This is a genomic window from Microcoleus sp. S13C4, from assembly GCF_036700865.1.
Lineage (GTDB): Bacteria > Cyanobacteriota > Cyanobacteriia > Cyanobacteriales > Microcoleaceae > Microcoleus.
In genome coordinates, this window is record NZ_JAUBPS010000047.1 from 20692 (window position 1) to 41134 (window position 20443).

General features: G+C 45.9%; 17 protein-coding genes. 8 read left to right on the top strand and 9 right to left on the bottom strand.

Going from position 1 to position 20443, the window contains the following annotated elements:
- The first annotated feature begins 189 nt into the window (after positions 1-189).
- From QT996_RS19325 to QT996_RS19335, 3 genes are all read left to right on the top strand, one after another.
- Entirely contained in the window at positions 190-1554 is a 1365-nt protein-coding gene (locus QT996_RS19325) for a P-loop NTPase fold protein (protein WP_333048387.1), read from the top strand.
- A gap of 163 nt (positions 1555-1717) precedes the next feature.
- A complete protein-coding gene (locus QT996_RS19330) occupies positions 1718-2686 on the top strand; it encodes a shikimate dehydrogenase (protein ID WP_333048388.1) in 969 nt (322 codons plus the stop codon).
- 107 nt (positions 2687-2793) lie between these two features.
- A complete protein-coding gene (locus QT996_RS19335; RefSeq protein WP_190657424.1) occupies positions 2794-3225 on the top strand; it encodes a hypothetical protein in 432 nt (143 codons plus the stop codon).
- A 259-nt stretch (positions 3226-3484) separates the two neighbouring features.
- On the opposite strand, the gene QT996_RS19340 is transcribed toward QT996_RS19335, so the two are convergent.
- The 3 genes from QT996_RS19340 to QT996_RS19350 form a co-directional block, all read right to left on the bottom strand.
- A complete protein-coding gene (locus tag QT996_RS19340; protein WP_333048390.1) occupies positions 3485-3772 on the bottom strand; it encodes a YggT family protein in 288 nt (95 codons plus the stop codon).
- 224 nt (positions 3773-3996) lie between these two features.
- Positions 3997-4320, bottom strand: a complete 324-nt coding sequence (locus tag QT996_RS19345; RefSeq protein ID WP_333048391.1) for a hypothetical protein — start codon at positions 4318-4320, stop codon at positions 3997-3999.
- A 198-nt stretch (positions 4321-4518) separates the two neighbouring features.
- Positions 4519-4893 (bottom strand): YkgJ family cysteine cluster protein, encoded by a 375-nt coding sequence (locus QT996_RS19350; protein WP_333048392.1) that lies wholly within the window; start codon positions 4891-4893, stop codon positions 4519-4521.
- Between the two features lie 349 nt (positions 4894-5242).
- On the opposite strand from QT996_RS19350, the gene psb30 reads away from it, so the two are divergent.
- Positions 5243-5383, top strand: coding sequence for a photosystem II reaction center protein Ycf12/Psb30 (gene psb30 / locus QT996_RS19355; protein WP_190740284.1), 141 nt, complete (start codon positions 5243-5245; stop codon positions 5381-5383).
- 136 nt (positions 5384-5519) lie between these two features.
- Here the strand turns inward: psb30 and recJ are convergent, their stop codons facing one another.
- A complete protein-coding gene (gene recJ / locus QT996_RS19360; RefSeq protein ID WP_333048393.1) occupies positions 5520-7616 on the bottom strand; it encodes a single-stranded-DNA-specific exonuclease RecJ in 2097 nt (698 codons plus the stop codon).
- A 370-nt stretch (positions 7617-7986) separates the two neighbouring features.
- Between recJ and QT996_RS19365 the strand changes: the two genes are divergently transcribed.
- On the top strand, positions 7987-8892 hold the full coding sequence (locus QT996_RS19365) for a bestrophin family ion channel (RefSeq protein ID WP_333048394.1): 906 nt from the start codon (positions 7987-7989) through the stop codon (positions 8890-8892).
- A gap of 74 nt (positions 8893-8966) precedes the next feature.
- Here the strand turns inward: QT996_RS19365 and lnt are convergent, their stop codons facing one another.
- From lnt to QT996_RS19380, 3 genes are all read right to left on the bottom strand, one after another.
- Complete coding sequence (lnt, locus tag QT996_RS19370; RefSeq protein WP_333048412.1) at positions 8967-10568, bottom strand: apolipoprotein N-acyltransferase; 1602 nt, start codon at positions 10566-10568, stop codon at positions 8967-8969.
- Positions 10569-10840: 272 nt separating this feature from the next.
- The gene (gene psbA, locus QT996_RS19375; RefSeq protein WP_333048396.1) at positions 10841-11923 is read right to left on the bottom strand and encodes a photosystem II q(b) protein; all 1083 of its coding nucleotides are present in this window, start codon (positions 11921-11923) and stop codon (positions 10841-10843) included.
- A 549-nt stretch (positions 11924-12472) separates the two neighbouring features.
- The gene (locus QT996_RS19380; protein ID WP_006631073.1) at positions 12473-12820 is read right to left on the bottom strand and encodes a histidine triad nucleotide-binding protein; all 348 of its coding nucleotides are present in this window, start codon (positions 12818-12820) and stop codon (positions 12473-12475) included.
- Positions 12821-13044: 224 nt separating this feature from the next.
- On the opposite strand from QT996_RS19380, the gene QT996_RS19385 reads away from it, so the two are divergent.
- The 3 genes from QT996_RS19385 to QT996_RS19395 all read left to right on the top strand — a co-directional run bounded on the left by QT996_RS19385 (position 13045) and on the right by QT996_RS19395 (position 16770).
- Entirely contained in the window at positions 13045-14574 is a 1530-nt protein-coding gene (locus QT996_RS19385; protein WP_333048397.1) for a YifB family Mg chelatase-like AAA ATPase, read from the top strand.
- 286 nt (positions 14575-14860) lie between these two features.
- Positions 14861-14983 carry a hypothetical protein gene (locus QT996_RS19390; protein WP_333048398.1) on the top strand — a complete coding sequence of 41 codons (123 nt, stop codon included), beginning with the start codon at positions 14861-14863 and terminating at the stop codon, positions 14981-14983.
- Positions 14984-15384: 401 nt separating this feature from the next.
- Entirely contained in the window at positions 15385-16770 is a 1386-nt protein-coding gene (locus tag QT996_RS19395) for a hypothetical protein (RefSeq protein ID WP_333048399.1), read from the top strand.
- A gap of 293 nt (positions 16771-17063) precedes the next feature.
- On the opposite strand, the gene QT996_RS19400 is transcribed toward QT996_RS19395, so the two are convergent.
- Both QT996_RS19400 and QT996_RS19405 read right to left on the bottom strand, forming a co-directional pair.
- Complete coding sequence (locus tag QT996_RS19400) at positions 17064-17888, bottom strand: hypothetical protein (RefSeq protein WP_333048400.1); 825 nt, start codon at positions 17886-17888, stop codon at positions 17064-17066.
- A 748-nt stretch (positions 17889-18636) separates the two neighbouring features.
- On the bottom strand, positions 18637-19035 hold the full coding sequence (locus QT996_RS19405; RefSeq protein WP_333048401.1) for a DUF4342 domain-containing protein: 399 nt from the start codon (positions 19033-19035) through the stop codon (positions 18637-18639).
- Between the last annotated feature and the right edge of the window lie 1408 nt (positions 19036-20443).

Consider the following 20443-nt stretch of genomic DNA (forward strand, 5'->3'; position numbering starts at 1 on the left):
AGTATTAGCTGATTCTATTGATTCTCTGTACGCAAAAATTAAGTATAATTTTTACGTGCGGGTTTAGGGAGGAATCAAGATATTGAGCGTCCCAGAAAACATCAAAATAAGTTGATAACTTGTGCTGATTGTTACCATAGCGAAACGAAAAAGCTATTAGGGCATAATGTAGTTTTGAGCGAACAGGGTATGGAACTAAAGTTACAGCAATTTTATAGCGCCTGCAATCCCAGCTACACCCTGGCAGTAGCAAATCAAAAAGACCGACAATACTATATCGATTTCTCATCAGTGCGGGGCGGCACAATCGTAGAACAATTGGAGCGCACCATCAGCCGTCTGTCCCCCGATGCACCTACCTGTCAATTATTCACCGGTCACATCGGCTCTGGTAAATCAACTGAATTGCTGCGGCTGCAAGCTCAATTGCAGGAACAAGGATTTCATGTTGTTTACTTTGAGTCGAGTAAAGACTTAGACATGGCAGATGTAGATATCACTGACATTTTGTTGAGCGTTGCTCGTCAGGTGAGCGAAAGCATCGAGAAAATGAAAATTAAGCTGCAACCGACGGGTTTTAAAGCTTTGCTCAAAGGGATTGCTGATGTTTTTCAAACTCAAATAGACTTGAGCGCGGAAGCTAATGTCCCTGGTGTTGGGGAAATAAATGCTAGCACGGAGGGAGAATTTTCTCTGGCGTTGGGAATTGGCAAAATTACTGCTAAAGCGAAAGATGCTCCGAATCTGCGATCGGAGTTGAGGCAATATTTGGAGCCGCGAACTAATGTAATTTTAGATGCACTGAATAAGGAGTTGCTGGAGCCGGCTAATCAAGAACTCAAACGCCAAGGGAAACAAGGACTTGTAGTAATTATCGATAATCTCGATCGCATACACCTGTGCGCGAAACCGACGGGGCGGCTGCAGCCGGAATACCTGTTTGTCGATCGCGGCGAACAGTTGGCAAGACTAAATTGCCACGTCGTGTATACAATTCCTTTGGTGCTGATTTTCTCTAACGATTTGGGCCAGTTGACCAATCGCTTTGGGGTAGATCCGAAGGTTTTGCCGATGGTGCCGGTGCAGTTGAGCGACGGTTCTGAGTGTTCTGAGGGTGTGGAATTGCTGCAGCAGATGGTTCTGGCGCGGGCTTTTCCGACGGTGCACCCTTCGCAGCGCTATGCTTTGGTTGGCAAAGTTTTCGACTCTGCGGAAACTCTCGATCGCCTGTGTCGAGTCAGTGGCGGTCATGTCCGCAATTTGCTGCAACTACTGTATGGCTGTCTGCAGAAACAAGACCCACCTCTGTCGCGGGAAACTTTGGAAAATGTGATCGTTCAGCGCCGCCACCAGCTTACTTTGGCGATCGAACCGGATGAGTGGCAATTGCTGCGCCAAGTATCCGCTACCAAAACTGTGAACGGGGAAACTAAATACCAAATCTTGCTGCGTAGTCTCTGGGTGTTTGAATACCGTTACGGCGAAGATTATTGGTTTGATGTCAATCCGATTTTGGCTGACGCCAAAGAGTTTCGGGAAACAGTTGACTGTTGACTGTTGACAGTCACTCGGCGAGGAAAATCGCTTCTGAACCAACGAAGTTCACTGCTAGCCGACTAAAGAATAAGGGCCCAACTGTAGCAGGATCTGGTATGAAAACTAACAAAACTCAACCGTTAACAGTCAACAGTCAACAGTCAACAGTCAACTAACAAAAATGATTAAAGGCACTACTAAACTGTTGGGAGTAATTGGTCATCCCGTCGAACATTCTCTATCGCCGGCGATGCACAATGCTGCTATTTCCCACTTGGGAGTCGATTTTGTTTACCTGCCGTTTCCGGTAAAACCAGAGGATTTAAAAGCTGCTCTTGCAGGATTTGCGGCGATCGGCGTTCGGGGATTTAGCATCACGATTCCTCACAAACAAGCAATCTTACCGCTGCTGTCGGAAGTTTCCCCGATCGCCCGAGCGATCGGCGCAGTCAATACCGTATACCTGACTGACAAAGGTTGGTGCGGCACAAATACTGACGTTGAAGGCTTTCTAGCGCCCCTGCAAACCCCCCCTTATCAAGGAGAGGCTAAAGACTCAATTTCTCCCTTAGAAAGGGGCAATACGGCTGTCGAATCCTGTCCCCCCCCTTACCAAGGGGGGGCTAGGGGGGGTTCCGATTGGAGTCAGAAAGTAGCGGTAATTTTGGGGAATGGCGGGGCGGCGAGAGCTGTTGTGGCTGGATGCGCTCAATTGGGATGTGCAGAGATCCACGTTGTCGGCCGCAGCGAACAAAATTTAGCGGAATTTCAGCAGATTTGGGTCAATTCTCCGATGCCCGTGCAGAATTTGCAGGTTCATACTTGGGATAATTTGTCAATGTTAATCTCGCAGGCAGATTTGCTGGTGAACACGACGCCTGTGGGGATGTATCCGCAGGGGGAAAAGTCGCCGGTTGCGGATGGTGCGCTCGATCGAATTTCAGCAGGTGCGATCGTCTATGATTTAATTTACACCCCGAATCCTACGCAGTTTCTCAAAGATGCACAGCTTCGGGGAGCGCGAGCTATTGACGGACTAGAAATGCTAGTTCAACAAGGAGCAGCCGCCTTAAAAATTTGGCTGGATACAGAATCGGTCCCAGTTGATGTGATGCGCCAAGCATTGCGCCAGCATTTAGGTCTAGACTAATGCCATTTCTTCAAAAAGTAGCTGTAGTTTTCAGAATTCCTATAAGTAGGAATTTGAGGCTGAATTCGCGCTAAGCTGAGAATTAAAATATACTTGCGCTGCAATTTATGAAATTTCGAGCTATCAGCCTTTTTTTTGCTACTTGCCTAATCGGAATTTTTAGTTTGGTATTCACTCCACCTGCTTGGGCTCTAACGCAGATTAAACTTTCCGACCTTTCCTATCGCGAATGTCCGGCAGAAATGGGAGAAGGAACAGTCACCAGCGGCAGTTCTATGGAAGCTACCTGCTTTTTGATTACTGGGAAAGCTGAAAATAGCACCGGCAAACCAGTTGTCAATGCCGATATTTTCGGCCGCATTTATGATGCCGATGACAATCCGGTGATGCAAAACCGAACTCGCTTAGGTTCTATAGAAGAAGTTCCTCCCGGAGTTAGCGATTTTCAGCTCAGAATTTCCGTTGCTGCCAATCAACGAACACCTTTAAAGCTCAAGCAATTTAAAGCTACAGGTTTTACTGGCGTGGTTCGCCGCTAACAAAACTCTTGGAGATTTTAGATTGCTAATTTGAGATTTTGGGTTGGGTGCCCGTGAAACCGCAATGCAGTTTTCGATTGTAGATTTTAGATTTGAGATTGTTGAGTGGCTGGTAATTTCTCATTTCTAATGTACGATTAACTCCCCAGCTTTTCAACCGGGGAGTTAATCTAAAAATGTCAAATCTAAAATTTAGTTGCAGGCAGCTAGGTCTGCCAAACAATTTACGCTCGATGCTTAAAAACTTAAGCTTTTCAAACTACAAGGATGTTTGCAAGCTGGTCAAAAGACCGATCAAGAATTCTGAGCCGAACTGAAGTACAAAAAACGCAATCATTGGCGAAAAGTCAATCCCTCCCAAGGGGGGGATAATCGAGCGGAATAGATTCAGGTAAGGATCTGTTAACTGACTCAAAATCGAAAACGGGGGATCGTACCAATTGATATTGGGGAACCAGCTTAACAGCACCCGAAAAATCATCAGGACTAGATAGATTTGCAGAAATGTCGCTAGCGTGGTTGCCAAAAGGCCTATTGAAGAACTCATAAATTTTGCTTGTAGTTTGAGTAAAGTTTACAGACACTTTAACTGTGAGTTTAGCATAGCTGGAGGAGTGGGGGGAGTGGGAGTTGGGGAGACCAGGAGCGTTTTTGTTGTTCCTTGTTCCTTCTGTCTCCCCCTTTTACCTGGAAAGATGAAGAGAGAAATGTGCGACAGTTGACCGATCGCCCGCATTGATCTGCCAGCCTAATCTAAAATTTTAAATGGATTCAGGAGTCTTGGGCGATCGAACCTTCATTGTTGTGCGGCTGCGCGTTGCCGTTTACGTCGCCGAGTTGCAGCCGCACGTCATCTATTGCCTGATTTAGCTGGGCAATTTTATCTTCTAAACTCAGCCTTGCTACTTCCATCCCTTCGGCTTCGAGTTGGCTGGCTTTCCTCTGGCGGATTTTTCTGGTTTTTGGGTCTGAAGGTTCACTCAGCAAAGCTTCAGCAGCGCGCCGCGACAGCACCGCGCCCAAAACTGCACCCACCAAGCCGCCAACGGCAGCTCCGGCAATAAATCCCCCTGTAAAACCCTCTCGATTACTCATAGCTCAACTCAACTGCGCGATATTTCCTTGATTTGTTTATTTTGACACTCTCCCGGTGAGAAACCGGGAGATTGTTAGTTGTCAGGTAGGGGTTGCAAAATTTGAGGAGGATGGTTGTGGGGTGTCCCGCCTGTTGTGAAAATACACGCCTTCGGGATCAGGGGCCCATCCGCCAAAACAATCAAAATCATCCCGCAATTATGCAACACCGTCCGGTAAGGCGAGAATTCCGACTTCAGAGTTAAAGCGGATCATTTCCAAAGATCGATCGCCATAAAGATCTTCAATGTGTTCCAAGCAGCACTCGATCGCGAAATCGTTCAATTGGGCCGGCTCAACGCCGTACATATCCTGAAACACCTCTGAGTCTACCCGACAAAAGCGCGGTCGATCAGCATAAATTCCGCATTCTCGCGTCGCTCTGTCAAAATTGATACACCAACCGTCATCTCCGACTAAGCTCAAGTAGAGCGATAATTCGTCTTCAGATAAATACTCGTCTAAGTCGGGGCGCTCTGTTGGGTCGAGGTAACAACAAGCACCGCACTGCTTTACACAACGCCAAGTAGCCATAGTTTGATTTTAGATTTTAGATTTTAGATTTTAGATTTTAGATTCGGAGCATTATCTGGAAAATACCAAACTTTAGGAGATTGGGGTTCTTCAAGTATATCAATTGCCAGTGCCCGAGGCGGATCTCCTCCAGGGGCGTTCGATTTTAGATTTTAGGTTTTAGATTCCGCTCACTTTCGGGGAAGGGGCATCAAGTCCCTGGTTTCCTGTGACTGAGAGGTTGATCGTAGTTTACATTTTGTTGAATTTTGTAAAGTTCCTTAAAAAATATGGTCGATCGCCCGGTAAAATCAGAAGCGGATTTTCTAATTCAACAATCTAGACTTAATCACTACAGTCAGGAGGACACATGGACTTTATAACCGATCTTTTCAGTGGTATGGCTGGTGTAGACTACCAACTCATTGTTCAGGTAGCTTTACTCGCAGCCGTCGTGCTTTCGGGCCCGATCGTGATTTTTCTCTTGGCAGCTAAAGGCGGCGACCTGTAATTATAGCACGCTCCGGGGCGATCGAGAGTTGGGAGTTTTGAGTTTTAAATTATTCAAAATTCACAACGCTCGATCGCCAATTTTCCCTGCTGCACCTGCTTTGCGATCAAATACCGAGTTATTAAATACCGAGTTATCAAATACCCAGGGCGTGTTTAGCAGTTTGAATCAAATTCTCAAAAAAAGGTAGAGATACATCGACTTCTCTAGCATCTTTGCGAGAGTTGCCTAACAAACCGATGTTTTGTCCGGGTGCAACAGCCAAAACTTGTCCTTGAGAGTTGCGAATTCTCAATTCCTCGATCGAGCCGGCGGGAGATAGACTGCAAGAATAAGTGCGATCGCAGTAATGAAACTCAACTTTTCCGAACATCGGCGGCCTGGAACTAGCAGCATTTGCGGGTAGCCGAACGCCCAACAATTCTAACTCAACCGATGTCTTGCCATTAAAACTATTTTCCCGCAATCGGTAAGCAATATCAACCCGCCGAGGCAAAGGAAAATATTCCCCCCAACGCCAAGCAATCGCCTTCACACTAGCCGATACTTTTCCATCTTGAGTTGCAGTTAGTTTAACGTGACCTCCTTTACCAACAATTTTCTGTTCAGTTATGCACACATTAGGCGTCCAAAATACAGGAGCCTTATTTTCAATACCGCAAGGTTCCAGAGCATCAATTTGTCGGTAAAGGTCGAGATTAATCTCAGCCAAATCCGCTCGCACATCTACTGAAACCAGGGGTTTTAGGTGTTCCGGCTGCAAACATTGATTAGCAAAAATTGACAGTTGATTGCGGAATTGTTCAAGATTATGGGCTGGCATAGAAAAACCGCCCGCCGCTTTGTGTCCGCCAAATTTAGTTAATAAATCCGCGCAAAAATTCAGCCCGTCAAATACATTAAACTCAGGAATTCCCCTCGCCGAACCCCGGACAATTTTATGGGCTACCGTCCCTACAGCCTCGTTTTCGCCAGCCTCATCCTCAAAAGTACCCATAAACACAGGTACGCCGTAGCGTTCCACTAACCGAGAAGCCACAATCCCGATCACCCCGTGGTGCCAACCCGGTTGCACGACAACTAAAACTCGTTCTTGCTGCAAGTTGAGATCACTTTTCTCGCACCAAGCAATGGCTTCCTGCTCAATTTCCTGGCACAACTCCTGCCTGCGCTGATTAATTTGTTCGCACTGCATTGCGTTTTTGAGAGCCAATTCGCGATCGTCCGTAGTCAGCAACTCTATCACAATTTGAGGGTCAGCCAGGCGCCCCACAGCATTAATCCGGGGCCCAAGTCGAAAACCAATATCTTCAGGCTTTAAGGAATTATTAGTTTTATTTTGCGAGTTAAGAATTGAGGGGCTTTCCCCACTCCCCGGCTGCACTCCCGCCACATGAATCAAAGCCTGAATACCCGCCAATTGCGAGTGAGGCAACAGCCGTAAACCACGCTTCACCCAGCGGCGGTTAACTCCAGTCAAAGGCGCTAAATCCGCAATAGTTCCCAACGTAAATAACTCCAGCAGCGGATTCACCAACCCGCCAACTTTTTGCATATCCTGAGCCAAAGTAATCGCCAAAACATAAGCAACGCCTACGCCAGCCAAACCGCGATAAGGTGAAGATTCCGCGATTAATTTTGGGTTGAGAATAGCATCGGCAGGGGGCAGTTTTGGCGGCAAATCGTGGTGGTCTGTAATAATAACTTTGACACCGAGTTCTCGCGCTCTAGCAACCGGGCCGTAGGCTGCAATTCCGTTGTCAACCGTGAGAATGAGAGCGACACCTTCCGAGTGAAATTCTTCTACAATGCGATCGTTAATCCCATAACCTTCTCGCATCCGGCTGGGAATAGCATAATCCACATTCGCCCCCAGAAGCCTCAGAGCTCGCAGCAACAAAGCGGTGCTCGTCATCCCGTCAGCATCGTAGTCGCCGCATATCGCAATTTTTCGCCCTCCCGAAATCGCCTCCCGCAACAATTTGACACTCGCAGCCAAATCGGGAAACTCATCCATTGGCGCGGGCAAAACCAGAGATTCGGGTTCGATAAACCCTTGCACTTCTTTAAGAGAATCGATTCCCCGGTTAATCAGTACCTGTGCCAGCAAGGGCGACAAACCGATTTCAGTGGCAAACTGTTCGGCTTGCTGTGGTTGAGGCGAATAAATTTGCCACCGTTGGTTTGGCAATCGGTGAAAATGCGGGGGCACAGATGTCGGTAGCTCTTGCACGGAAGCTGAGGTTTAAAGATACATAGTTAATCTTACCGAATTAAGTCACTGCGTCAATCAATTGTAGATTGTAGATTTTAGGTTTTAGATTGAGCGTAAAGATGAGTTTTTTGGGTAAAATCCAAAGGTTGTTTGTAGGAAAGCTTTTTTCGGAACCTCTCACCGCACCCAAATAGGGATACAAGCCCTGACAGCAGTCGTGGAAACCAAAAAATTTTAGACCAAAGTCCCAACCCCCCAGATTTATCTGTGGAGTCAATCTAAAATCTCGAATCTCAAATCGACTGGCGGGAGTCGAAGAACTAAGTGTAGCAGGCATTTGCGCTGCCCGCACTAGGGCGCAGACTACTAATTTAATGAGGAGACTTGCATGAGTGTCGATCGACCGTCGTGGTTTAAAATTGCATTACAGGTTCGGGGGTCTGTCATTCCATCAATTTGGCCACGCGTTTTGCTGTGCGGCGGCTTTGGAGTTTTTATTTCCCTCCTGCACTTTTTTAAGTGGCCAGTTTCCATGCCCATTTTGTCGAGTATTGTACCGAGTATTGTCCTGGGTTTACTGTTAGTTTTTCGGACAAATACAGCCTACGAGCGATTTTGGGAAGGTCGCCGATTTTGGGGTACTTTAAACAATAACATCCGCAATTTGGCTCGTCAAATCTGGGTAGCAATTGAGGAAAAAGACCCGCACGATATCATAGAAAAAAAGTCAGCACTGCGCCTATTAGTTGCCTTGGCAGTGGCAATGAAACTGCACTTGCGGCAAGAATCAGTCAATCCAGAGTTGGAGCCGTTAATGTCCCCAGCGCGGTACCAAAAGCTCAAATCAATGAACAATCCACCCCTAGAAATTGCCTTTTGGATTGAGGATTATATGCACGAGCAGTACGAGCGCAATTGCCTGGATGTTTATCAGTTAACTGCTATGAAGGAGTTGCTCAACTCTATGATTGATGTATTAGGCGGCTGCGAGCGGATTTTGAAGACGCCTATCCCTTTGGCTTACGCGATTCACTTGAAACAACTATTGTTGCTTTACTGTTTGGCACTGCCCTTTCAAATGGTGAAGGATTTGGGTTGGGGAACCGGCGCTGTTGTGGCTTTAATTAGTTTTACTTTGTTCGGCATCGAAGAAATCGGCATTGAAATAGAAAATCCCTTCGGGCACGATGCCAATGATTTGCCTTTGGACAATATGTGTGCTGCCATGCAGCGCAATATGGACGATTTAATTTCTTTATCTCCTAGCGTTCACGAACACGTGAAAGAGAAGTAGAGTCATTCCATTTTAGATTTTAGATTTTAGATTTTAGATTGGTATCGAAAATCTAAAATGGTATAACCTACGGGTTAATTTTTAACAATAAACCGCATTAACCCAGCCAATACTAACAATACAGGTGTCAACCAATCTCCCCACCGCACGTACAAAGTTCGAGTTTGCCGCCGATAAATAGTAGCATCTCGGATTTCATAGGTATTAATTCCCGACTTCCAAACCGTCTCGCCGCGAGGATTTACAAAAGCAGAGTAACCCGTATTAGTTGCGATAGCTGCCCATCTATCAGTTTCAATTGCTCGCATCACATCGAGAGCATGATGTTGAGCCAACATTGGCGGTTTGTAATGGGCATTGTTGGAAGCGGTGATCATAAATTCGCCTCCATTCGCCGCCTGATATCGGAAAATTTCCGCAAACGCGGAATCGTAACAAATTCCGACAATGGCGCGGCCAAACGGCGTATCAAACAATTGTTTAGAATTGCCGGGTACTAAGTGAGCATCTAAGGGAGAAAGCCGATTAATAATCCCGCCTAAAATTTCGTAAAAAGGGATATATTCCCCTAAAGGCACTAGCTTTAGTTTATCGTAGCGATCGACAATTTCTCCTGTGCGATCGATCGCCAATAAGCTGTTAGTGATACTATTCTCTTGCTGTCCGAAGCCTCCCACCCAAGCCACAACGCCGCGTTCGAGAATAGCTTGGTAAAAAGAAAGAGTAGAACGCTGATAATCGTTTGTCCAGATAAAAGGCAAAGCTGTCTCTGGAATTAACACAGCATCTACTTTCCTGTCGGCTAACTGTTTGTATCCAGTGGTGTAACCTTCCAAAGCGCGCGCCCAACCCCCTGAATCAAACTTAATCTCGTTAGGAATATTGCCTTGAATAATGCCAATTTTTAAAGCGGTTGCAGCTTCTTGATTCAAAGGGCGGCTGTATAAGCTCCATCCTGCAATATGCAAAACTAAACACAAACTCGCAGGCAAAATATAAGCAATCCAATTCTTCCTTCTTCCTTCTTCCTTCTTCCTTCTTCCTTCAATAAAAGCTTCGGCGATTAAGCCATTTACTGCTACAATAGCGGCTGTTACTGCGCTTGGCCCGGAGAGTTGACCGAGGTGCAATATTGCTAAATTGTGCGGGCTTTGCGTATATGATAGGGATGTCCACCACAGCGAACCTGTACTCCAAATACTTTCTAAGGCACACCACAAAGCTGTGCCAATTAAAACGCGAGTTAATGCTGAAAATTGAGCTTTACCCCCCCCAGCCCCCCCTTTACAAGGGGGGGAGTTAAGAATAAGAATAGGATTTTTGCCGGGTAAAGCGAGGGAGTTGAGAATTACAAATAGCCACGCCCAAACGGCGACTAAGGCGGCTCCCCAGAGGGTGATGAAGGCCCAGCAAAAAAGTGCGATCGCCAAACTCGGCCACCAAGGAACTCCCAACCAAGTCATCGGGTGAATTCCCATAATCCAAGATAAAGCTAATCCGTGATACCCAATTCCCCAGAGTGAAGGAAGAAGGAAGAAGGAAGAAGGAAGAAGGAAGAATTTTTGTTGTTTTACTTCTTGAAGAGGCCTTTCATAACTAACAACCAAAATCCACAGGGGAGCTAATGCTACCCAAGCCAATAGCCAAGCATTTACTGGGGCGGTTGTCAATGCCATCAAAATGCCGCTGAAAAGTGCGATCGCCCAGGCTAATGTTTTGGATTTATGAACCACGAGTTTTTCAAATTTGTGCCTGTTAAATATCGCCACTTTGATGATTGCCAAAAATAATAATTCTTAATCAATATATCAGATCGAGCGGGAAGTTCGGCAAGGCGCAGTGTATGGGATTTAACGGATTTAACAGAAAAAATCTCTCCAATTCTACTTGCCAAAACAAAAAGCGCCCCTATTTCTAGGAGCGCTTTTTGTTAATCGATAGCTAAAATTTAGCCGTTGATGGAAGGAGCAACCATTGCTACTGGAGTGACTTCACCGGCGGCCAAGTCGAGGGGGAAGTTGTGAGCGTTGCGCTCGTGCATTACTTCCATACCCAAGTTAGCGCGGTTGATGACATCAGCCCAAGTGTTGATGACGCGACCTTGCGAGTCGATAACCGATTGGTTGAAGTTGAAACCGTTCAAGTTAAACGCCATCGTGGAGATACCCAAAGAGGTAAACCAGATACCGACAACTGGCCATGCACCTAACAAGAAGTGCAAAGAACGGCTGTTGTTAAAGCTCGCGTATTGGAAGATTAACCGACCGAAGTAGCCGTGGGCTGCAACGATGTTGTAGGTTTCTTCTTCTTGACCGAATTTGTAACCGTAGTTCAAAGATTCAGTTTCGGTTGTTTCGCGAACCAAAGAAGATGTTACCAAGGAACCGTGCATGGCGGAGAACAGAGCACCGCCGAAGACACCAGCAACTCCCAACATATGGAAGGGGTGCATCAGGATGTTGTGCTCGGCTTGGAACACGATCATGAAGTTGAATGTGCCGGAGATACCCAAGGGCATACCGTCAGAAAAGCTGCCTTGTCCGATCGGGTAAATCAAGAATACTGCGGTGGCTGCTGCAACTGGTGCAGAGTAAGCGACGCAGATCCAAGGACGCATACCTAAGCGGTAGGACAGTTCCCATTCACGACCCATGTAGCAGAAAATGCCAATCAGGAAGTGAAATACTACCAATTGGTAGGGGCCGCCGTTGTACAACCACTCATCGAGGGAAGCTGCTTCCCAGATGGGATAGAAGTGAAGCCCGATCGCATTCGATGAAGGAACAACAGCACCAGTAATGATGTTGTTGCCGTACATCAAGGAACCAGCAACTGGTTCGCGGATGCCGTCGATGTCCACAGGAGGAGCAGCGATGAAGGCGATGATGTAGCAAATGGTGGCGCTGAGCAAGGTGGGAATCATCAAGACGCCGAACCAACCCACATAAATGCGGTTATCCGTGCTAGTTACCCAGTTGCAAAACTGCTCCCAAACGTTGCCGCTTTCGCGACGCTGTACGGTTGTTGTCATTTGGTTTATGATTGCTTAATTGAATTTTCAAGGTTCGTTGTGGGGATGCCCCACGCTTATATTAGTAACACCATTCACTAAAGTTTGCCAAGGGATTACTGCTGACAATTTAAACATTTTACAAACTTTTACAATAACTTGATTATTAGTAAATATTTGTATTTTTTTACAAAGTAAAATTACACACCAAACGGGGTAAATACAGCGGCCATAAGAACTGAATCTCTTGTCTGTAGCTTGGTTCAGCAGTTCGAGCAAATTATTTTTGTTCAGGTCGATTCTCTTTCTCTTTAAATATCTGTTAATTAGGTCGTGAAGAGATGATTTTTAATATTTATTTACATATCATCGGTGGATTCTGCGAAGGGAAATTTTTATCGGGAGAATACTGAAAACCGGGTTTCTAGTGCGATCGAGCTGCATTCTCAATAAGAGCCAATCAACGGGGTTTATTGACGAAAAAAGAAACCCGGTTTCTGAAGCGCTGGGCAATAGAAATCAACCGGGTTTCTGAGGATGAGTCCGCAAGTTCTGCGTAAAAATTAGCCTTTAGCCTGGGGGCCACTTCATCTGCCGTCCGCCGAGAATGTGAAGGTGCAGGTGGTCTACAGTTTGCCCGCCGTCGCTGCCGCTATTAATGACGACGCGATAGCCGTTGCTAAGTCCGAGTTGTTCTGCTACCCGCTTGACAGTCAGCAGCAAGTGTCCCATGAGAGCATGATCTCCCGACTCGGCATCGGCTAATTTGGCAATAGGCTGTTTGGGAATGACGAGGATGTGGACGGGTGCTTGCGGATGGATATCTCTAAACGCGAGGGCCAAGTCGTCTTCATAAACGATGTCTGCCGGAATCTCTTTGCGGATGATTTTGCTGAAAAGCGTTTCTTGAGTTGTCATGGGTGTAAACGAAGTTCGGCAACGGATTGTGTAACGGATGTAACGGATGTAACGGATGTAACGGATGTCGGGAAGAGGGAAGAGGGAAGACCCAGCAGGAGAGAAGGAAGAGGAGAAAAAGAAGAGGCAAGGAAAAGTTTTTCTTGCCTCTTCCGATATTCATTAGTCATTGTTAATCATAATAGATGATGAATCAAGGACAGGCAAATTAAGGATTAAGAAAAATGCTTGCTAGGGTGTGGAGTGCATCGATCGTTGGAATTGACGCGGTAAAGGTTGGTGTTGAGGCTGATGTGTCAGGGGGACTACCGAAAATTGTGGTTGTGGGATTGCCAGATTCTGCGGTGCAAGAAGCTAAGGAAAGGGTTAGGGCTACGCTGAAAAATTCGGGATATGCTTTTCCGATGCGGAGTATTGTGATTAATTTGACTCCGGCGGATTTGCGGAAGGAAGGGCCGAGTTTTGATTTGCCGATCGCCATTGGCATTTTAGCAGCATCGGAACAAGTCAGCGGTCAACTTTTGGGAGATTATTTGTTTTTAGGGGAACTTTCTTTAGATGGAAGTTTGCGGGCTGTGGCTGGGGTTTTGCCGATCGCCGCTGCTGCTCAAAAAATGGGTATTTCGGGGTTGGTTGTACCGGCTGGTAACGCGCAGGAAGCGGCTTTAGTACACGGAATATCTGTTTATGGTTTTGAGAATATTTTTGCAGTTACTGATTTTTTGAACAATCCTGAAGTTTATTCGCCTGTAGAAGTAAACGGTCGAGAAGAGTTAGCAAAAACGCGGTTTTCAGGTCTAGATTTAAAGGATGTAAAGGGGCAAACTCACGCGCGGCGGGCTTTGGAAATTGCGGCGGCGGGGGGACACAATTTAATTTTTGTGGGACCGCCAGGGAGCGGTAAGACTATGTTGGCGAGGCGTTTGCCGGGTATTTTGCCGCCGCTGACTTTTGATGAAGCTTTGGATGTAACTCAAATTCATTCGGTGGCTGGGTTGTTGAAGGATAAAGGGAGCTTGGTGGGCGATCGGCCTTTTCGCAGTCCTCACCATTCGGCATCGGGGCCTTCTTTGGTAGGTGGCGGCAGTTTTCCGCGTCCGGGTGAAATTTCTTTAGCACATCGCGGCATTCTTTTTCTGGATGAATTAACTGAGTTTAAAAGAGACGTTTTAGAGTTTTTGCGACAACCGCTGGAAGATGGGTATGTGACGATTTCTCGAACTAGACAATCGGTGATGTTTCCGGCTCAGTTCACTTTAGTTGCGAGTACGAATCCTTGTGCTTGCGGTTATTACGGCGATTCGATTCAACAGTGTACTTGTTCGCCGCAAAAGAGGGAGCAATATTGGGCTAAACTGTCGGGGCCTTTGATGGATCGGATTGATTTGCAAGTGGCGGTTAATCGTTTGAAACCCGAGGAAATTACGCGACAGCCGACGGGGGAGGAGTCGGAACCGGTGCGGGTGAGGGTGCAGCGGGCGCGAGAGATCGCTACTCGCCGTTTTCAGTCGGAATCTAGTTTGCGCTGTAATGCGGAGATGCAAAGCAGTCACATTAACAAATGGTGTCAGTTGGATGATGCTTCTCGGAATTTATTGGAGATGGCGATTCGGAAGTTGGGGCTGTCGGCGAGGGCTAGCGATCGCATTTTGAAGGTCGCTAGAACTATTGCTGATTTGTCGGGGGATGAAAGCTTGAAAACGAATCATGTGGGGGAGGCGGTGCAGTATCGGACGATCGATCGGATGCAGTAAGTCAGCAACGGCTCAAAAGACACAATCCCCCGATCCCCGACTTCTTAAAGAAGTTGGGAAGATAACAGTTGATTCGGCGATTTAAATCGCTTCTAAACATACGAATTCCCAGCAGAGGGGGACTGAGGGATTAAGGAGGTATTTAAGCTCGATTGATGTTGTCTAATTATTTAATTGAGCCAGTGAAACGTCCCCATATTCCCATGTTTATTGCCTGATTTTGTGCTGCATGGTACCAGGATGACTTGTGACAGTTGCGTAAGTTCTGTTAGTGTTAGATTGGGGGATGCGACAGCAAACCAAAGCAGCAGGTAAAGTGGCGATCGCGGCAGTTTTAGGCCAACTGCCCGAAAGCTACTCAACTGAAGTGTATCACCGCAAATATCAAGAGGTTTATCAGCACGTCTAGGAATCTTATTCTGAGGTCGGACGCAGTATTTATACCAACGCAGTTTGAAGCTGGTGTAAATGATACCCAGGCACAGCTTTTGTCAAAAAATCATCATAATTTCCTCAAGAATTCATCAATTTTTTACCCACTTTTTGTCATCTTTAGTGTAATTTAGGATACCGATCGCCCAAGTAGCCCTAATCTCCACAACGACCTAATTTTTAATATTTAATTTCTCGCTCTCCCTCTCCCTCCCTCTCCCTCCCTCTTGCTCTCTCTTCCTCTTTCCCTGGCCCCCTCTCGGTGTTTCACCCTAAAATTTAAAATTTTTGAGTGACAAATCATGGCACGATCGCAGCGCGTTTTGATACCATGCAATCAAGCGCAAGACAATCAGGGAATGCACTGGAGGTGTGTAAATGGAGCTTTTGGCAGAACAAAAACGGTGCTTGGATTGCTTGGTAAGCTCGATCGAGCAATTGGGAGGTCGAGTAGACATTCCCAAGCTGGAGCAGATAGCTGAGCTAATCATTCAAACGATGAGAGGGCCTTGGCGCTACTTTCACACGTCGGAACACATTTTTGAGGTCGGGGGGTCAGTCGATCCGATCGAGGTGCTGGCTGCGCTGTTTCACGACCTCGTGTACGTGCAAGTCGATCAGGGCGTTAGTTTCAATATTAGCAGCGCCCTTTGCCCTTTTGTCAAAGAGGTGCGATCGCAGTTAGTTATTAGAGATGAAACCGAACTGCCCGACGATGCCATGTATCACCTAGTGGCCTCAGTATTTGGGTTTATTCCCGGCAAGACTCTCTCTCCGTTTGCCGGCCAAAACGAATTTTTGAGTGCCGTTATTGCTGCCAAATCTTTGGAGCCTTTTTTGCCAGCTAGTACGATCGCTGAGATAACAGCTTGCATCGAAGCTACTATCCCTTTTCGTCCCGTTTCGCCGAGCGGTTTGAGCGCGATCGAACTGTTGCACCAGCGTTTGGTAAGTGCGAACCGCGATTTTAAATTGGGATGGAGCGATACCCAAACCGTAGAAATTGTCAAGCGAGCGGTCAGGTTAGCAAATCGGGATGTAGAGAATTTTGCCTCTCCCAAGTCCTCTAATTTCTTAGACAATACCTGGAACTTGATGCCAGAAACAAACCACGAATTGATCCATGTAAATTCCTATACTGTTGCCGGATATCGCAAGTCTCTGCAAAAAATGGAAGGATTTTTGAACTTCCTCAAACCAGAACTCGTTTTCCAGCAGTTTATGCAAGAGCCGGACGATGCAACCTACGCTAACCTGATTGCCCGAACTCGCAAAAATATCGAAGTTGCTAAACTTTATCTGGGGGTCAAGCTAATTACCATCGCCATTCTAGAAGCTCTTTCCTACCGTTTGGGGCGCGATATTCCGCTTTCTACTATGATGGGAGAATTGCGTGCACCCGGATTTAAGACCTCGGTTTTGGAGGATTACTTGCCCAACAAACAGATCGCCTACCCATTAGAAACTCAGTTGGAAAAAGAGGTTTTAAATTTGTTAGCAATAGGACGAAATCAAGAATCTCCCTATGATATTAAAAACTCTCCCGTAGCTACGTTTATTATCAAATCTATCGGCTTTTCTGAAACAGAAAACTTTTTGAAGAAAGCTCAAGAGTTTTTTGCAGAGCCTACTTCGTCGGAAGAGTTTCTCTCTTACTGCGCTCCCGATGTCATCGAGACCATCTCCTCCGGCGTGATGAAACTCTTTGACAGCAGGAAGACGGCTTTAGGGAAAGTTAAATTAGTTCACCAAACTGTTTCTTAGGATAGGTTGGCACACTCTTAAAACGTTTTCCATCGCAGAAACCAGGTTTCTTGAGTTCAGCCACAATGTCCGGTTAGTCTGAGATGTTGCACCATTCTCGCTTAAAAGGCTTTCGGGCCTGTTCCACAAAGAATGAGTTTTCTTGTGGGATAGGCAGGAGATTCCGCCCAAAAAAAGATTATTGAGAAGGGTGCAATATCTCAGTTTAAACGCTCAAAAAAAGCCCTCTTTAAAGGACTTTAGCTATGAGTCTGGGGCTTGAACCCCTGGCGGACTAATTCGACATCAAACTTTTATTGCTGTGAACCAGCCGCACCCTCTGCGCCGGAGTTGCGCTCAGGTACAGGCGTATTCGTAGAATTAGAATCGCTCTGGCTTTCGGTATTAGTTCCGCCGCTGGTACCTGCTCCCGGAGCGCCCTCATCTTGAGTTGGAGATGGAGTAGCTGAACTCTCAGGTGCTGGAGTTGGCGGAGTGGAAGCTGGCTCCCTCTGCGAATTCGGAACCGTAGTATTGCTATTATTTGACGGCGAAGATGGAGATGGTGCTGCTTGCTGCTGTGAATTTGGAATTGTAATATTGATATTGGGAGCAGGACTTGGTTGAGGAGCCGGACTTGCCTTTTGAGCAGGACTTGCTTGAGGAGCCGGACTTGCCTTTTGAACTGGAGATGGTTGAACCGGAACCGGAACAATCTTTTGAATGATCGTTTTTTCTCTCTCTATAGTCCGAGTCGGAGCAGGTGTTTGTGAAGGCTGATTCGCTTTCGGTACAACAATCACAGGAGCCGCCGTAGGAGTAGGAGCTTCCTCACCCCGATTGAAGTAATATACACTGCCCAGAACTAAGCCTACCAAAGAAGTAAGAAGAATCCCTAACAGTAACCCGCGACCAGCATTCTCATTATCGCGGACTTCTTGGACTCCAAGTTGGCGGTGGTTTTCGGCCGTTTCACCCTGTACATAACCTTGGTGATGAGCCGCTTCTTTAGAAGCTTTCTCTGTTGTACTCGGAACACTTGTAGTAGTTCGCGTTGTACTGACGTGACCGTTAGTTGCATCGGTGTGAACTTCTTGATGAATTTCACGGCTAGAGCTATTTTCTTCGTTAGGTTTCATAATTATCTTAGCCACAACTATTCAAAAAATTTTTGTCTGTAGGAGATGCTCTGGTTTGAAAACTTGAGCTAAGCTGTTGAGCAGTTAAATCACTTATTTTGATTTACTGTCAAGATTCACGTATAAGCGTTGGGTGTTTGGCTCATGCCAGTTTAAATGCTTAACAGCTTTCTGCTTAGGGAGTTTAGAGAACTTTTGGTTTTTCCTTCATTTGTATCCAATCTAACTCGCCAAGGTATTAAGCAGGCTCTACCCTCAGAGTGATTGCCCCAGTCCCTAAAGGAATAGAAGTAGCCGGACTTCAACAAAGAATACCGGCTAAATGAATTATTTATAATGCTTGCTCTGCAAGCATATAGCAATCGCAGGAGTCGTAAATTTTTGACCCCACCCCAACCCTCCCGGAACCCGCTCGCTCGGGAGTAAGAAATTCACAAATGATTTAGTCGGGCTATAGATGATTCATGACACCCTTAAAAGTGGCAACTTTACGGCCGGAGTGGCAAGACAATTCATCAGAGAAATCGGGAAAAAAGAGAAGAGATTAGTAACAGTTACTTGCTTTCTATTTATAAAGGCTGTTTGGGCTTAAAATTTGTTTAAGTCCGGTTAGATAACCACAATTAAGTTAGTAGTAATAAAAACCATTTTTTCTCCTGCATAAAGAGAGGAGGGTCTTACTCACTACCAACAAGCTTGATTACGGGAAATTAACCGGACATCAGCTATTACTAAGAACTGAGTTTTTTTACTCGGTTCTTTCAATGATGATGGTCATGTGAGCGACTAATGCACCGATCGCTCCTATTGCTGCAATGACTGGAAACAATGCGGCACCAATGACTCCCCCGACTACTCCCACCGTCAGAGGAACTTCTACCAATATCCGTCCTTCTTCATTTTTGATAATGATGCGGCGGATATTGCCTTCGTGAATTAGTTCTTTAACTTTAGCAACCAAATCGTTGCCGTTAATCTTCAACTCCTCGACGCTAACTTTGTCGTGAGTATAAGCTGGGGTTTCTAAAGGAGTCGTTTCAAAATTAACCTCAGTAACTTTTTGGGAAGAAACTTTATCAGATACAGGTATTGATTCGAGTTCTCTTGTCCCGACCGGTTCTTGTAGGCGCTCTGTAGGGGTGTCCATTTTTTGTTCTCCTTTTAGGTAAAAGTATTTTTGTATAGAATTATTTAGAAATATAACACGCAACTTTTTGTCGATCAATCATTCTTTTGGGTGATATTGCTGCTGGTACTATCGTGCTTTTCTCTCTTGATCTTTAACGGCGATCGCCTAAAATCCTTCCTCGGTAGGCCCTAGCTGCCGACTTCCCTAGTGCCGCTTGGTTAACAGTCTGCTTCTGGGCCTCGCACCGCCCTACTCTTCAAAAACCTCCGATCCAGACAGCCCAAGGATTAAAGGGACTTTGACACTCTCAGAGACTCAGACTCAACAGGTGTACCGGTTGAAATACTGACATTGTACTGAAAGTACGATCGTCCCGTTGTCTATAGAGTTACCACCTCTAGTTCGGCAAACCGCACATGGAAACCGTCGCTTACTTTCCTCAAATGTCATTTCAATTTAGCTCAGTGCGATCGCCCAACCAAACCCCACCCCCCGATGTTCCTCAAATCAACATCTTAGAGTTTCTAATGAGAATTGCCTAAAATCAAGGGGGAGGAGAAATAATAATGATCGAAATATTATCGTAACCAAACCAACTTCCTCAAATTGAAGTTGAAGTTGGGGAAAAGTCGGGTAAAATAGAATTATTTCTTTCTGCTTCCTCTTGATTCTCGGTGTCGGATTTGCCAGCGACAGAGTTTGAATCTCAAGTTCGTGGCCCGACGGTACTTTTGTGGAAACTTTTAAGGCACATTAAGCGGATGTGTGGAAAGTGAGTTTTAGTTACGATCGCACAACTTTAGCATCGGCTGGGAAAAATTTCGTCGGTGCAGCTTTGGAGTCTCGATGTGGCTAAAGTATAAGCTGCCGAACTTGACAAATTGCTCGCAATCGGCTGTCCCTAGCTCGGAGACTACCTACAATACAATCTGCGGGTTGAGTGCGATCGGCATTTGTGCAAAAAAACTGACAATTGAGATTTATGGGCAATTGCCGGAAACCTGTTTTGCCTGAATTTTAAAATCGGGCGATCGGCTGCCGAGTTGTCGCTATTGTTGTCTTATTATAATATAATTTTACGCAAGGGGTAATACGAAATGTACTGCCACAGGTCGCAGATGTCTATCCATCTGAACCACATTAAGGTCATCAAACATTAAAAATAGTTATGACTGTTATATTCCGATTAGTAAATTATTGGATATATAAAATTCAATACATAGTCAGGTTTCAAAGGGATGTCTGCTGTTAAATCAATCTAACCTGCACTATCGTTTCGGGGGACACCAGCATGATTTAAGGCAAAAAATAATCCGGCTAAATTAACTGGATTCCAGGGAGCAGAGCCAAGTTGATGACTAAGCTATAAAAAGAGTTGAAAAAGCATTCTAAATAGTAGGCAAGACTCCAGCAGCCAACCGCAACT